This window comes from Rhizobium sp. NLR22b (assembly GCF_019685295.1).
In the GTDB taxonomy this organism is placed as follows: Bacteria; Pseudomonadota; Alphaproteobacteria; order Rhizobiales; family Rhizobiaceae; genus Rhizobium.
Map to the genome: position 1 here is coordinate 170173 of NZ_JABDWM010000001.1, position 13127 is coordinate 183299.

Below are 13127 nucleotides of genomic sequence, written 5' to 3' on the forward strand. Positions count from 1 at the left end.
TTGTTTTTTATGGATATCTAGTCAGATCAGCAGTTGTGCCATGAGAACCGATACGACTTTCAAGCGGGCGTTCAACGATATGATCGACATTGTCCGCACGTTCGATCTTGGGGAGGAGTTACCCTCCGAAAATGCACTGCGCGCCCAGCTCGGCGTAAGCAGGACAACAGTGCGAAAGGTGCTGGCAGGAATGTCCGCACGTGGAATCATCGTATCTGAAGCGCACAGGCGGATCGTCCGTGAGCAACCGCTGCCGATAGAACGCTATCCACGGGAAGAGACCTTGGCGATTTCGGAACAGGTCGAAACAAGCTTCATGGACTGGATGTTGCGCGGTGATGCCTGCCCGGGCACAGAAATCAACGAGGCGGAACTAGCTCGTAGGTTCGGCGTCGCAACAACGATCGTCCGTGAGTTTCTCAATCGATTTCAGAAATATGGGCTGATCGAGAAACGCCCCAACGCAGGCTGGGTCTTCAAAGGGTTCACAGCGAGTTTCGCACTCGAACTGTTTGAGATCAGAGAAATGTTCGAAATGCGTTCGGCGCGGCTGTTCGCGGCCCTGCCCGACAGCTCGCCGGTCTGGAAGCAGCTCCACTCTACGCGGAGCGCACATTTGGAACTGCTCGCCGATATCGACTCCCGGTATCAGGATTTCTCGGAATTGGACAGCCGGTTTCACCGGCTGATTACGGCAGTTGCACCAAACCGATTCATTGAAAGCTTCCAAGACGTGATCGCCATGGTGTTTCACTATCACTATCAGTGGAACAAGCGTGATGAACGGGCGCGGAACGAGGTCGCCATCAGGGAACATCTTGCGCTCATCGAAGCCCTCGAAAGCCGCAATATCGCGTTGATCGATCACGCCTGTCGGTTGCATCTGACGTCTGCTCGCGAAACTTTGCTTCATTCGATCGCATGATCGGGTTGCAGGCAGATTTAGGCGGCCCAGGTGGTTCACAGCAGCCAGTTACGGCCGCTCGGCCGTTCCTGAAGTTACTTTAGCCCCAGCCTTCAATTCCCTGAGGCGCCGATCACGGCAGGCAATGATTGCCCGGTCGATGATCAGACCCGGGGCGAGATGATCCTCGAAGACCATGTCGACCTCGATCACCTTGGCCTTCTGCGCCAATTGCTCCGCCTTGCCGTGATGACCGGAGAGGCGAACGAAATCCTTTGAGGTGGTGACGATCAGGAGGTCCTGGCGTTCGGCCGTCGTCAGGATATCGTCGATCTCCTCCTCGGTCAGGTGTTCGTGGTCGCCGAAGGTCTTGGCGACCGTGATCTCGGCGCCGCGCGATTCGACGGTGCGGAAGAATTTGGCGGGATCGGCGATACCGGCGAAGGCAAGCACCTTGATGCCGGCAAGCCTGTTGTCGCCGCGTACCTTCAGCGATGCGGTGAAATAGGGCTTTGCCGCGCGTGCCGCCATGCGGACGATGCCATCGGCAGCATTACCGCCGCCTACCTTCAGCAGTGCCGTCGCCGAACTCAGCTGCTGGCGGATCGGCGCGCGGACCGGGCCGGCCGGCACGATATGGCCGTTGCCAAGGCCGCGCGTCGCGTCGATGACGAGCAGCGCATAGTCGATCGCCAGCCGGGCGCTCTGAAACCCGTCATCCATGATGATGAGGTCGGCGCCTTCCGCGACCAAGCGCCGAGCACCGTCGACACGCCGGCGGGAAATCACCGTTAGCGCCTCCTGGGCGAGCAAAAGCGGTTCATCGCCGACGGCGACCGCCCGGTGATGATGGGGATCGACCACCGTCGTCACGTCGAGCGAGCCGCCGTAACCTCTGCTGAGAAAGCCGGGCTTCAGGCCTTTCGCCTTGGCGGCGCGGGCGAGCGTCAGCGCCGTCGGCGTCTTGCCGGCGCCGCCGACGGTGAAATTGCCGACACAGATGACGGGAACGGAAACCGAAGCGCGGCGCGCATGGGCCATGCGATGGCCGGCGATACGGCCGTAGAGAAAGGACAGCGGCGCCAGCAGCCAGGCGCGCCAATCGGCTTTCCTCCACCAGAACGGCGGCGCTTCTGAAATCATTTTGCCGTCCCGCTCCCCGCCCGGCCAGAGAATTCGTTTTCCCGGCGGGATTGAGAGGTTAAAATCGATGAAAATGCAAGCCTTTACGATCAGGCCGGCTGCAGATCGGGCAGCAACGTCTCAAGGGCGGTGATATCGTCGAGCACATGATCGGCCGCCGCGGCAAGTGAATCGCGCGAGCCGGTTCCCGTCAACACGGCGATCCTAAGTCCCGTGCCGGCATTCAGGCCCATGTGCAGATCGTGGTTGTTGTCGCCGACCATGGCGACCTCGGATGGCAAAAGCCCGGTCGCAGCGCAGAAGCCGAGCACCATGCCCGGCTCCGGCTTGACGCCGAAGCCGCTGTCGTAGCCGGCGATATAATCGACATAGCGGGCGAAACCGAAGCGCTCCGCCGTCTGGCGGATGGAGCGCTCATTGTCGCTGGAGGCAACGCCGAGCTTGAAACCGCGCCGATGCAGCCTTGCGAAAAAGCCGGCAAGGTCGGTCACCGGCACGGAAAATTCAGCGGCGCCGGAAAAGAGGTCGTCGAGACGGATCGTCAATTCCCCGATATCGATCATCGATCCGGCGGCGACGAGCCCCTCGGCGATCTGCCTTGTATTGCCGGCGGCGAGCAGGCTGTCGGGAACGATATGGCCGCTCACCGGATCCATGCCGCAGGCAGACAGCAGCCGGTCGGCCAGAAGTGGGTCGCCCTCAGCGGCGATGCGGGCAAGCTCGCGATTGACCGGCAGCCAGCTCTCGTCATAGTCGAGCAGCGTGCCGTCCTTGTCGAAGAGGATGCCTTTGATATGCGCCGGGCCCGACATCGCGTCTCCTCAGACCTGGGCCGCGGCCTTGGGCAACAAACGCGCCTTGACCGTCAGCGGATTGATATAGGGTTCGAGCCCCTTCACCGTCGCCGATAGTGCGCCCCGCATCTCGTGCACGGTGGCGACGCCGGCCTCGATCATGGTACGGCGGGCTTCATCATTGGTCAGCAGGTAATGCACGCCCTTGGCCAGCATTTCGGTATCGCGCACCATGCGGGCGCTGCCGCTGCGGGCGAGCTTCTGATAGGCCTCGCGGAAATTCTGCACATTGCCGCCGGAGAGGATGGCGCAGCCGAGCATGGCAGGCTCCAACGGGTTCTGACCACCCTCGGCAAAGAGCGAGCGGCCGACGAAAGCGATTTCGGTCAGACGGAGATAAAGCCCCATTTCGCCGATCGTATCGCCAAGGAAAACATCGACATCGGCCGACAGGACATCGTCACGGGTGCGGCGGGCGACCTTCAGTCCCTGCTTGACCAGCGCCGCCTCGATCTCGTCGCTGCGCTCGGGATGGCGGGGCACGATGATCGTCAATTGACGATCGCGCTCCTTCAGGGCGCGATGGACGATGCCGGCGGCATTCTCCTCGCCGTCGAAGGTGGAGATCGCCGCCCAGGTCTTGCGATCGCCGATCTGCTTCCTGTAGCGGGAGAAGACAGCGCTGTCATAAGGCGGGGCGTCGGTATCGACCTTCAGATTGCCCGAGGTGATGACGGGAACGGCACCGAGATTGCGGAACCGCTCGGCATCGACATCGGATTGGGCAATGACGAGGGCGAGGTTTTCGAACAAGGCCTCCGCAATCGACGGGCGGCGGCGCCAGCGGGCAAAGGAGCGGTCCGACATGCGGGCATTGACCAGGATCTGCGGGATGCGGCGACGGCCGAGCTCCAGCACCGTCGCCGGCCAGATCTCGGATTCGGCGATAATGGCGCAATCGGGCTGCCAATAGTCGAGGAAGCGGCTGACGGATGGTTTCAGATCCAGCGGCACATATTGATGGATCGCCTCCTGGCCGAGGCGCTCGGCGGCGAGCCTGGCGGAGGTGATGGTGCCGGTGGTCAGGATGACATGGATCTCGCGGCGGCGGATTTCGCGGATCAGCGGAATGACGGCATTGGTTTCGCCGACACTTGCAGCATGGAACCAGACGAGCGGGCCTTGCGGCCGGTTGGCGCTCGGATAGCCGAAGCGTTCCAGGCGGCGCGCCCGGTCTTCCTTGCCCTTGGCCGTGCGGTAGGTCAGATAGAGGCCGACGACCGGTGAGGCCACGGTTCCCGCCAGACGGTATGTGCTCAGACCGAGCCGCGCCATCCGGGAGCTCATCGCGCCAGCCTCCGACCCAAGACGATCGACATCAAACCCATTCCCTTATTATCGTTGCGGCCGGAATGGCCGATCAATTTGTTCAGAATGCGTCAAACGATCCGGATCGACGGGCGCCCGATGCACGAAGGCCCGTTCGGCTGGCGGCGGCTGCCGAGGTCAGTTGCCCCCAGCCTTTTGATGCGGATCGAGCAGACGGTGCATGTGGACGATGAAATAGCGCATATGCGCATTGTCGACCGTCTGCTGCGCCTTCGCCTTCCAGGCCGTCAGCGCCGAGGCATAGTCGGGAAAAATGCCGACGATATCGAGACCGTCCAGATCACGGAACTGGACGTCTTCGAGGCTTTCCAGTTCGCCGCCAAAAACGAGGTGCAAAAGCTGCTTCTTGTCACCGGAGTCAGTCATTTTCTTGTTCTCTTTCTGCCGAATTCCTCCGCCACCTCATCTGCGGGATTTTGACGGAAACGTCAACCGTCTCCTCGCCCGGCAAAAGCCGTTAGAAACTCATCGATCCGGGCCGTCGGCGCCGCACAGAGCACCTTATGGGTGACGTCCGCCCTGTTATAGACGATCGGCTTGCCGTCGAGATCGACGAGGCGGCCACCGGCGCAGGCCAGAACGAGATCAGCGGCGGCAAGGTCCCAGTCGTGCGAATTGCCCTTGACGAAGGTGGCTTCGAGGCGGCCGTCCGCCACCATGGCGATGCGATAGGCGAGCGATGGAATATATTTTTCGCGCCTCACGCGGTCACGGAACGCCGGCGGAAACGTCCTCAACAGGTCTTCGCCGACCGCAAGCCGGCTCACCTCGTCCGGCCCGGCGGCGGAAACGGTGAAGGGCACGCCGTTCTTCAGCGCCACGCCGCCATCGACCGCTTCGTAGAGCTCTTCGAGCGCGGGCGCATAGAGCACACCGGCGACCGGGCGACCGCGATGCACGACCGCGACGCTGACGCACCAGACCAGCTGCCCACCGAGGAAGGCGCGGGTGCCGTCGATCGGATCGACGATGAACAGCGTCTCGCACGAGAGGCGGTCAGCATCGTCCTCGGTTTCCTCCGACAGCCAGCCATAATCCGGCCGCGCCTTGCGCAGGATCGTTTCAAGCGTCTTGTTGGCGGCGAAATCGGCGGCGCTGACGGGAGAGCGGTCGCCGTTCTTCCACCAGACCTCGGGAGACTGGTTGAAGAAGCCGAAGGCGACCGCGCCGGCCTCCTTGGCAGCATCGGCGATCAAGGCGAGATCGCTCTGCCAACGCAGCTTTTCGCTATCGCTCATCCGTCAACCCATTTCCTGCCGCCCGCTTCTCACTGTCCGGCGAGCGTCATGCCTTCGATCGCGAAGGTCGGAGCCGCGACGCCGAACTTGCGGTCGATGTCATTTGCCGGCGTCAGGCGCATGAACATGTCCTTGAGGTTCGAGGCAATCGTCACCTCGGACACCGGGAACGTAAGTTCGCCGTTCTCGATCCAGAAGCCGGTGGCGCCGCGGCTGTATTCGCCGGTGATCATGTTGACGCCGTGGCCGATCAGTTCGGTGACGTAAAAACCGTTGCCGGTGCTGCGGATCAGCTCCTCCGGCGAGATCTCGCCCGGCTCAAGGGCAAGGTTGGTGGAAGACGGCGTGACGGCGCTGCCGCCGCGCACGCCGCGGCCATTGGTCCGCAGGCCGAGTTCGCGGGCCGTCGAGGTCGAGAGGAACCAGTGCTTCAGGACACCGTCTTCGATCATGACAAGCCGCTCGCCGGACACGCCCTCACCGTCGAAGGGACGCGAGGAAGGCCCGCGCACGATCAGCGGATCGTCGGTGATCGACAGCCCTGACTTCAGCACCTGCTGACCCATCCTGTCGCGCAGGAAGCTGGTCTTTCGGGCGACGGCGGCACCGTTGATCGCACCGGCGATATGGCCGACGAAACCGCGGGCGACGCGCGGATCAAAGACGACCGTGACATTCTTGCCGGTCGGCACCTGGCGCGGATTGACACGCTTGACCACCCGTTCGCCGGCCCGGCGGCCGATTTCGGCGGGATCGTCGAGTTCGGCGTAATAAAGCCGGCTGTCGAAATCATAGTCGCGCTCCATGCCGGTGCCTTCGCCTGCGATGACGCTGACGGAGTTGCCGAAACGGGAGGCCATGTAACTGCCTTGGAAACCGTGCGATGTGGCGAGAACGAGGCCGCCCATGCCGGCCGACGCGCCGGCGCCGGAGGAATTGGTGACGCCCGTGACTTCAAGAGCTGCCGTCTCGGCGGCAAGAGCCGCCTCGCGCAACATCTCCGAGGAGACTTCGGTGGCATCGAGCAACTGCAGGTCGGGATAGGACTTGGCAAGGTTCGCCTCGTCCGCCAGGCACGCATACGGGTCTTCCGGGGAAACCTTGGCCATGGCGACGGCCCGTTCGGCCAGCGCCTGGAGATCGAAGCCCGGATTGGCCGAAACGCTGGCGACGCGCTTGCCGATGAAGACGCGGAGCGAAAAATCGTCGCTTTCCGACGATTCTGTCCCCTCGACCTTGCCAAGCCGGACGCTGACCGATTGCGAGCGAGAGCGAACGACGACGGCGTCGGCAGCGTCGGCGCCCGCCTTCCTTGCCAGATCGATCAATTGACTTGCGCGGGAAAGAAGTGTCGAGGAATCGATTTCAGAGGACATGATTTGGCCTTTCCTTCGGCATCCATTTATTGTGCACTCTCCCTGGCATCAAGGCCGCCGCCGCCGATTCTTTGTCAGGGCTGCCAGGATGTTTCCCGCCGTCGAAAGAAATTGTCAGCATGTCAGCGCCCAACGACCTTTTTTCCGAAACGATCCTGCTGCTCGGCGGCGCGGTGGTCGCCGCGCCGATCTTCAAGAAGCTCGGGCTCGGAACGGTGCTGGGTTACCTCGCCGCCGGCATCGTCATCGGCCCCGTCTTCCACGGCATCACCGATGGCGAACAGATCCTTGCCGTGGCCGAGCTCGGCGTCGTCTTCCTGCTCTTCATCATCGGCCTGGAGTTGAAGCCAAGCCGGCTCTGGCAGATGCGGCGCGATATCTTCGGTCTCGGCACGGCGCAGGTGGTGGTAACAGGGCTGGCGCTGACCGCGCTCGCCTGGTTTTCCGAAGTTCTGGATTGGCGCGGCAGCATCGTCGCCGGTTTCGGGCTGGCGCTGTCCTCGACGGCCTTCGCCATGCAGATCCTCGAGGGCGACGGCGACGTCAACACGCGATACGGGCAGCGTTCCTTCTCGATGCTGCTGTTCCAGGACCTGGCGATCGTGCCGCTCTTGGCGCTGATCACCGTTCTCGACGGCAGCGGCAAGGGCAGCAATACGCCGCTCACCGATTTTGCCGTGGCCGTCGGTGCGGTGGCGGCGATGATCGTCATGGGGCGCTACCTGCTGACGCCGCTCTTCCAGATCATCGCCCGCACCGGCGCGCGCGAGGCGATGATCGCGGCGGCGCTCTTTGTCGTCATGGGATCGGCAAGCCTGATGCAGCTTGCCGGGCTGTCGATGGCGATGGGGTCCTTCCTGTCCGGGGTGATGCTGGCCGAATCCTCCTACCGGCACGAACTCGAGGCCGATATCGAGCCTTTTCGCGGCGTACTGCTCGCCATTTTCTTCATCGCCGTCGGCCTGTCGCTGCAGCTCGGCGTTCTCGTCGACAACGCGCTCTTTGTTATCGTCTCTGTGCCGATCGTCATGGCCGTCAAGGCGATCATTATCTACGGGCTCTGCCGGATGTCAGGATCGCCGCACAATGACGCAATCCGCATTGCTTTCCTGTTGCCGCAAGGCGGCGAATTCGGCTTCGTGCTCTTTACCACCGCGGGCGTCGTCGGATTGATGTCGACGAGCACCGCATCGCTGCTGGTGGCGATCGTCACGCTGTCCATGGCGCTGACGCCGATCGGCGCGGCGCTGTCGAAGCGGCTGCTCAACGGCGATGAACAGGAGGAGCTGGACGAGGATTTCGAAGGCGCCGGCGCCGACGTGCTGATGGTCGGCTTCTCGCGTTTCGGCCAGATCGCCGCCCAGATCCTGCTTGCCGGCGGGCGCAGCGTCACCGTCATCGATTTTTCCGCCGACCGTATCCGCCAGGCTTCCTCCTTCGGCTTTCGCATCTATTTCGGCGACGGCACCCGCAAGGACGTGCTGCGCTCGGCGGGCATCGACCGCGCGAAGATCGTGCTCGTCTGCACCCAGAAGAAGGAGATCACCGACAAGGTGGTGGAGCTGGTGCAGGCCGATTATCCGCAGACGCGCCTCTACGTACGCTCCTACGACCGCATCCATTCGATCGAACTGCGCAACAAGGGGATCGATTACGAGCTGCGCGAGACACTGGAATCGGGCCTGCTGTTCGGAAGGCGGACGCTGGAGGCGCTCGGCGTCTCCGAAACCGACGCTTATGAAATCGGCGAGGACATCCGCAAGCGCGACGAGGCGCGGCTCGCCCTGCAGGTCTCCGAGGGGCTCCAGGCGGGGCGCGACATGCTGTTTTCCCACCCTGTCCGTCCCGAACCGCTAGTCAAGCCGAAGCGCGCCGCCGATCCTTTCGAGGATGATCCGCTGGCCGGAATCACGGATGCGACGGCGGACGCATAAATCAAATCCGCAGGCGCGACGCTCGAGCGGATCGACAAGCGGAAGGCACGGAGGTTACTGCCAGAATCTGTCAGCATGCCTCTCTAGGGTCCTCCTGACTGACACACAGGAGGCTAACATGATCGACAGCAACAGCATTCTGCTTTTCGTAACCGACGCGCCGAAGAGCGCCAGCTTTTATGCGCGGCTGCTCGGGCAGGATCCCGTCGAAGCCAGCCCGACCTTCGCCATGTTCATTCTGCCTTCGGGGCTGGCACTCGGACTGTGGGGCAAGGCGGGCGTCGAGCCTGCTCCGGCTGCGGCGGGTGGCGGCTGCGAGGTCGGTTTCAAGGTTGCGACAGCAGACATGGTTGATAGGCTCCACACCGAATGGCAGGACAAGAGCGCGCCGATCCTTCTGCCGCCGACCAACCTCGATTTCGGCCGTAGCTTTGTCGCGGCCGATCCCGACGGGCATCGTCTGCGCGTCTACAACGTGGCGGAGGACTGAGCCATGTCGCGCAGCTGGATCGCTGTCGCATCAGCAAACCATGTCCGCATCGGACGCAAAGCCGGGTTCATGCAAGTCTGTCACGGCAAGGCCGCTCCGCTTAAGCGGAGCGCGCCAAGCGACCGCGTCATCTACTATTCGCCGACCGAAACCTTTGGCGGCACCGATCGCCTGCAGGCGTTCACGGCCATTGGCATGATCGAGGAAAAGGAGGCATATCAGGTGGAGGTTCACCCGGGCTTCCGCCCCTGGAGACGGGATGTCGCCTGGTGGCGAGCCACGGAAGCACCCATCCGGCCGCTGCTCGGTCGGCTATCTTTCACCAGCGATCGGGCTGGCTGGGGATATCGACTGCGCTTTGGTCTCTTCGAAATCGACAATGATGATGCCGAGCTCATAGCCGAAGCAATGTTCTCTGAACCGCTCGCTCATGTCGCGCGGACGCGAACAACGGTGCCCATGCAAGGTTCTTTAGCGTTTTAGCCGCGCTTCGATCTCGCGGTCGAGGGCGAATTTCAGGTCGTCCTTGACGCCGACGGACATGGCAAGCACTTCGCGGGCTTTGAGGAAATCCATGACGCCGGTGCGGCCGACCGTCGGGCGCAGGAAGATATGCGGCTGGCAAAGCTTCAGCTTCAGGGAGATCGCCGTCTGCATCATCAACTGGCCGGAACCGAAGATGCTTTCCATGCGGTTCGGGATATGGGTGCCGTCGCCTTCCGGGGCGCCGACGACGTCGATGCCGACGACGATGTCGGCAAGATCCATCAGGCATTCATAAGGGACCGGATTGCTGATGCCACCATCGATCATTACGCGGCCGCGCAGGCGCACCGGCATGAAAACGGCGGGGATGGAAGACGAGGCGGCGAGTGCCGGAAACAGCTCGCCCTCTTTGATGATCACCTCGTTCTGACCGTAATAATCTGTCGTGATGACCTTCATCGGCACCAGCAGATCTTCAAATCGGGCCGGCAGCTCGGAGGGCAGGAAGGCTTTCAGTATCCGTTCCAGATTGAACTGGCCGATGCGGATGCCCTTGGCCACCGCATCGCGCACCGTTGTCGGTCGCATCCCCCAGATGCGGGCAACGACGGCCGTCTTGTTGCCGACGGTTGCCAGCGCATGTTCGCGGATTTCGGCGCCGGACATGCCGGCGGCCATGCCGGCCCCCATGATGGCGCCGATCGACGAACCCGCAATCGCAACCGGGCGGATCCCGAGTTCGTCAAGGGTTTCAATGACATGGATATGGGACAGGCCGCGCGCGCCGCCGCCGCCGAAGGCAACCGCGACTGTCGGCAAATCGCTGATCGCAGGCAGTTTCGGACTGATGATCTCTGCCTGCTGCACGCCCCGCCCCTGCGCCTATTGCGGCTGATATCGGAAGAAATGCACCCTCGTATCGCCAAAGATGCGGCTTTCGAGGAAAACATAGGAAGGGTGGACCGAAACGACAATGTCGGCGCGCTCTTCGAGCACCGCGATCGCCCCCGGCCGCAGCCAGCCGCCGATGGCGGCCGCCGCCATCGCCTTCTCGCCGAGGCCTTTGCCATAGGGCGGGTCGGCAAAGAGCACATCGAAAGGCTCGAGATTGCCGACGCTGCCGAGATTGGTCGCATCGCGGCGCAGGATGCGGGTGCGTCCGTGCAGGCCGAGCGCATCGATGTTTTCCCAGAGCAGCGCCCTGCCCTGGATGCTGTTTTCGACGAAGAGCGCGTGGCGACAGCCGCGCGAGACGGCTTCGAGGCCGACGGCGCCGGTGCCGGCGAAAAGATCGATGATCCGGGTGCCGTCGACGCATTCCGGATAGGCATGGCTCAATATATTGAACAGGCTCTCGCGTGTCCGGTCGGCGGTCGGCCGGATCTCGTTGGATTTTGGCACGGCGAGAGGCCGTCCGCGAAACTCACCGCCGACGATCCGCACCGCGCGTCATTCCCTTTCCTCGAGCACCACCTCTGGACGGACCGCCCGCGGGCCTGTCACCGCCCGGCCTTTCACCGCCTGGCTTGGCGCCCTTCGGTTTGCCGGAAAAATTCTTGGGTCCGCCGGACCCGGCGCCAAAGCTCTTGCCGCGCGGCTTATCGCCCGAAGGCTTGCCGCTCACAGCCTTGTCGCCGAACGACCGTTCGCCGCGCGGACGCTCGGAGCGACCCTCGCCGGCGAAGCTTCTGGCTGTCCGCGGGCGCTCGTCACCCTCCTCGCGCGGCTTGCGATCGCCACGCGGCTTGCCGGCGAAAGGTCGATCGCCCCGCGATGGACGATCGCCGAAGGGGCGGTCGCTGCGCGGACGCTCAGAACGGCCCTCGCCGGTGGAGACTCTGGCGGCACGAGGACGTTCGTCACCATCCGCACGGGGCTTGCGATCGCCGCGCGGCTTGTCGCCGAAAGGCCGGTCGCCGCGCGATGGGCGATCGCCGAAGCCGCGGTCTTCGCGAGCGGGACGATCCCCGAACGAGCGCTGGCGGCCGAAGCCTTCGACCTCATCCTTGCGGCGGGGCTGCTCGCTCGAACGGATCCATTCACCGTCCTCTTCCCGCACACGGTTGATCGGCGTGCGCGGGCGATCCTCGATGCGATCGAAAGCATTGGTCTTTGCCGCCGGCTGCTCGCCGCGCCGGCGCGCAGTCTGCGCATTCTTGGCGGCCTTGGCCGCCGCCTTCTCGCCGAGAGGCCGGGCGCCGGGCGCCATCCAGACATTGGCGCTGCGGCGCTGGCCGAGCGGCTGGGCGCGCTTCGGCTTGTCTTCATCCCTGCGGCCGCCGTCGCGGCGATCGTCGTCTCTGCGCCCGCCGTGGCGGTCGTCACGTTTGGTGTCGAGGCGGCTCAGCGCCCGCTCACGCTTGTCCTCCTGGCGCCGCGGCCGTTCGCGCTTTTCCGGCGCCGCCGGTGCCGCGGCCTGTTCCTCTTCCTCGGCGGCGACAGCCGGGGCGTTGTAGATCGGCGCGTCGAAATTCGCCTTGGCTTCCTCGATCAGGCGCGGGCCGAGCTGGTCACGCAATGTGCGGCCGCGCACCTCGACGACCTGGCCTTCCGGCAAATCGCCGAGCTGGAACGGCCCATAGGAAATGCGGATCAGACGGTTGACGTCGAGACCGAGAGCGCCGAGCACGTTCTTGATTTCGCGGTTCTTGCCTTCGCGAAGGCCCATGGTGATCCAGACGTTTGAGCCCTGGGTGCGGTCGAGGGTTGCCTCGATCGATCCATAGAGCACGCCGTCAACGGCGATGCCGTCCTTCAACTTGTCGAGCGCTTCCTGATCGATCTCGCCATGGGCGCGGACGCGGTAGCGCCTCAACCAACCGGTCGCCGGCAGTTCGAGGGCGCGGGCGAGGCCGCCGTCATTGGTGAGCAGCAGCAGGCCTTCGGTGTTGATGTCGAGCCGGCCGATCGACATGACGCGCGGCAGCTCTTCCGGCAGGTTGTCGAAGACGGTCGGACGGCCTTCCGGATCGGCATTGGTGGTCACGAGGCCCGCCGGCTTGTGATAGAGCCAGAGCCTGGTGCGCTCGATGCCACGGATCGGTACACCGTCGACCTCGATGCGGTCGGCAAGTGTGACGTTGACGACGGGGGTTTCGAGAACCGTGCCGTTCAGCGTCACACGGCCTTCCATGATCATGCGCTCGATGTCGCGGCGGGAGGCGACGCCTGCGCGCGCCATCACCTTGGAAATGCGCTCGGCCTTGGTGTCGCTTTCGGCTTCGGCCGCCGCCGGGCGCGCGGCCGCGGCCTTCGGACCGGCTTTCGGCCTGATATCCCGTGAAAGGGGCGTTGCGCCCGGGCGTTTTGGCTTGTCTTTGGGTGTCATTTGCTGTTTGCCTGCCTTTTGGGCCTGTCTATCAGGTCACGCATC

13 protein-coding genes are annotated in these 13127 nt (G+C 63.7%); 4 read left to right on the plus strand and 9 right to left on the minus strand.

The genetic code is table 11. From position 1 onward, the window contains the following. The first annotated feature begins 40 nt into the window (after positions 1–40). Positions 41–925 (plus strand): GntR family transcriptional regulator, encoded by an 885-nt coding sequence (locus HJC00_RS00770; RefSeq protein WP_221146696.1) that lies wholly within the window; start codon positions 41–43, stop codon positions 923–925. A gap of 48 nt (positions 926–973) precedes the next feature. Here the strand turns inward: HJC00_RS00770 and lpxK are convergent, their stop codons facing one another. The 6 genes from lpxK to HJC00_RS00800 form a co-directional block, all read right to left on the minus strand. Beyond that, positions 974–2047 (minus strand): tetraacyldisaccharide 4'-kinase, encoded by a 1074-nt coding sequence (gene lpxK / locus HJC00_RS00775; protein WP_221146697.1) that lies wholly within the window; start codon positions 2045–2047, stop codon positions 974–976. Between the two features lie 89 nt (positions 2048–2136). Then, positions 2137–2859 carry an HAD family hydrolase gene (locus HJC00_RS00780; RefSeq protein ID WP_210629025.1) on the minus strand — a complete coding sequence of 241 codons (723 nt, stop codon included), beginning with the start codon at positions 2857–2859 and terminating at the stop codon, positions 2137–2139. 9 nt (positions 2860–2868) lie between these two features. Beyond that, complete coding sequence (gene waaA / locus HJC00_RS00785; RefSeq protein WP_210629026.1) at positions 2869–4188, minus strand: lipid IV(A) 3-deoxy-D-manno-octulosonic acid transferase; 1320 nt, start codon at positions 4186–4188, stop codon at positions 2869–2871. Between the two features lie 159 nt (positions 4189–4347). After that, positions 4348–4596 (minus strand): DUF4170 domain-containing protein, encoded by a 249-nt coding sequence (locus HJC00_RS00790; RefSeq protein ID WP_210629027.1) that lies wholly within the window; start codon positions 4594–4596, stop codon positions 4348–4350. Positions 4597–4658: 62 nt separating this feature from the next. Further along, positions 4659–5468, minus strand: coding sequence for a 3'(2'),5'-bisphosphate nucleotidase CysQ (locus HJC00_RS00795; protein WP_221154340.1), 810 nt, complete (start codon positions 5466–5468; stop codon positions 4659–4661). 29 nt (positions 5469–5497) lie between these two features. Beyond that, on the minus strand, positions 5498–6844 hold the full coding sequence (locus HJC00_RS00800; RefSeq protein WP_210629029.1) for a TldD/PmbA family protein: 1347 nt from the start codon (positions 6842–6844) through the stop codon (positions 5498–5500). A 119-nt stretch (positions 6845–6963) separates the two neighbouring features. Between HJC00_RS00800 and HJC00_RS00805 the strand changes: the two genes are divergently transcribed. From HJC00_RS00805 to HJC00_RS00815, 3 genes are all read left to right on the plus strand, one after another. After that, a complete protein-coding gene (locus HJC00_RS00805) occupies positions 6964–8778 on the plus strand; it encodes a monovalent cation:proton antiporter-2 (CPA2) family protein (protein ID WP_221163518.1) in 1815 nt (604 codons plus the stop codon). A gap of 118 nt (positions 8779–8896) precedes the next feature. After that, positions 8897–9268, plus strand: a complete 372-nt coding sequence (locus tag HJC00_RS00810; protein WP_210629031.1) for a VOC family protein — start codon at positions 8897–8899, stop codon at positions 9266–9268. 3 nt (positions 9269–9271) lie between these two features. Next, the gene (locus HJC00_RS00815) at positions 9272–9751 is read left to right on the plus strand and encodes an EVE domain-containing protein (protein WP_221163519.1); all 480 of its coding nucleotides are present in this window, start codon (positions 9272–9274) and stop codon (positions 9749–9751) included. Here HJC00_RS00815 and HJC00_RS00820 read toward each other — a convergent pair. Genes HJC00_RS00820 through HJC00_RS00830 form a run of 3 tightly spaced genes read right to left on the minus strand, consistent with a single transcriptional unit; the run spans position 9740 to position 13082 of the window. Beyond that, complete coding sequence (locus HJC00_RS00820; RefSeq protein ID WP_221146700.1) at positions 9740–10621, minus strand: patatin-like phospholipase family protein; 882 nt, start codon at positions 10619–10621, stop codon at positions 9740–9742. The two genes, HJC00_RS00815 and HJC00_RS00820, sit on opposite strands and share 12 nt — an antisense overlap. 15 nt (positions 10622–10636) lie before the next feature. Continuing rightward, on the minus strand, positions 10637–11197 hold the full coding sequence (rsmD, locus tag HJC00_RS00825; RefSeq protein WP_221163520.1) for a 16S rRNA (guanine(966)-N(2))-methyltransferase RsmD: 561 nt from the start codon (positions 11195–11197) through the stop codon (positions 10637–10639). Next, positions 11178–13082: a pseudouridine synthase gene (locus HJC00_RS00830; RefSeq protein WP_221163521.1), complete on the minus strand. Its 1905-nt coding sequence runs from the start codon at positions 13080–13082 to the stop codon at positions 11178–11180. Before HJC00_RS00830 ends, rsmD begins: the two co-directional genes overlap by 20 nt. Between the last annotated feature and the right edge of the window lie 45 nt (positions 13083–13127).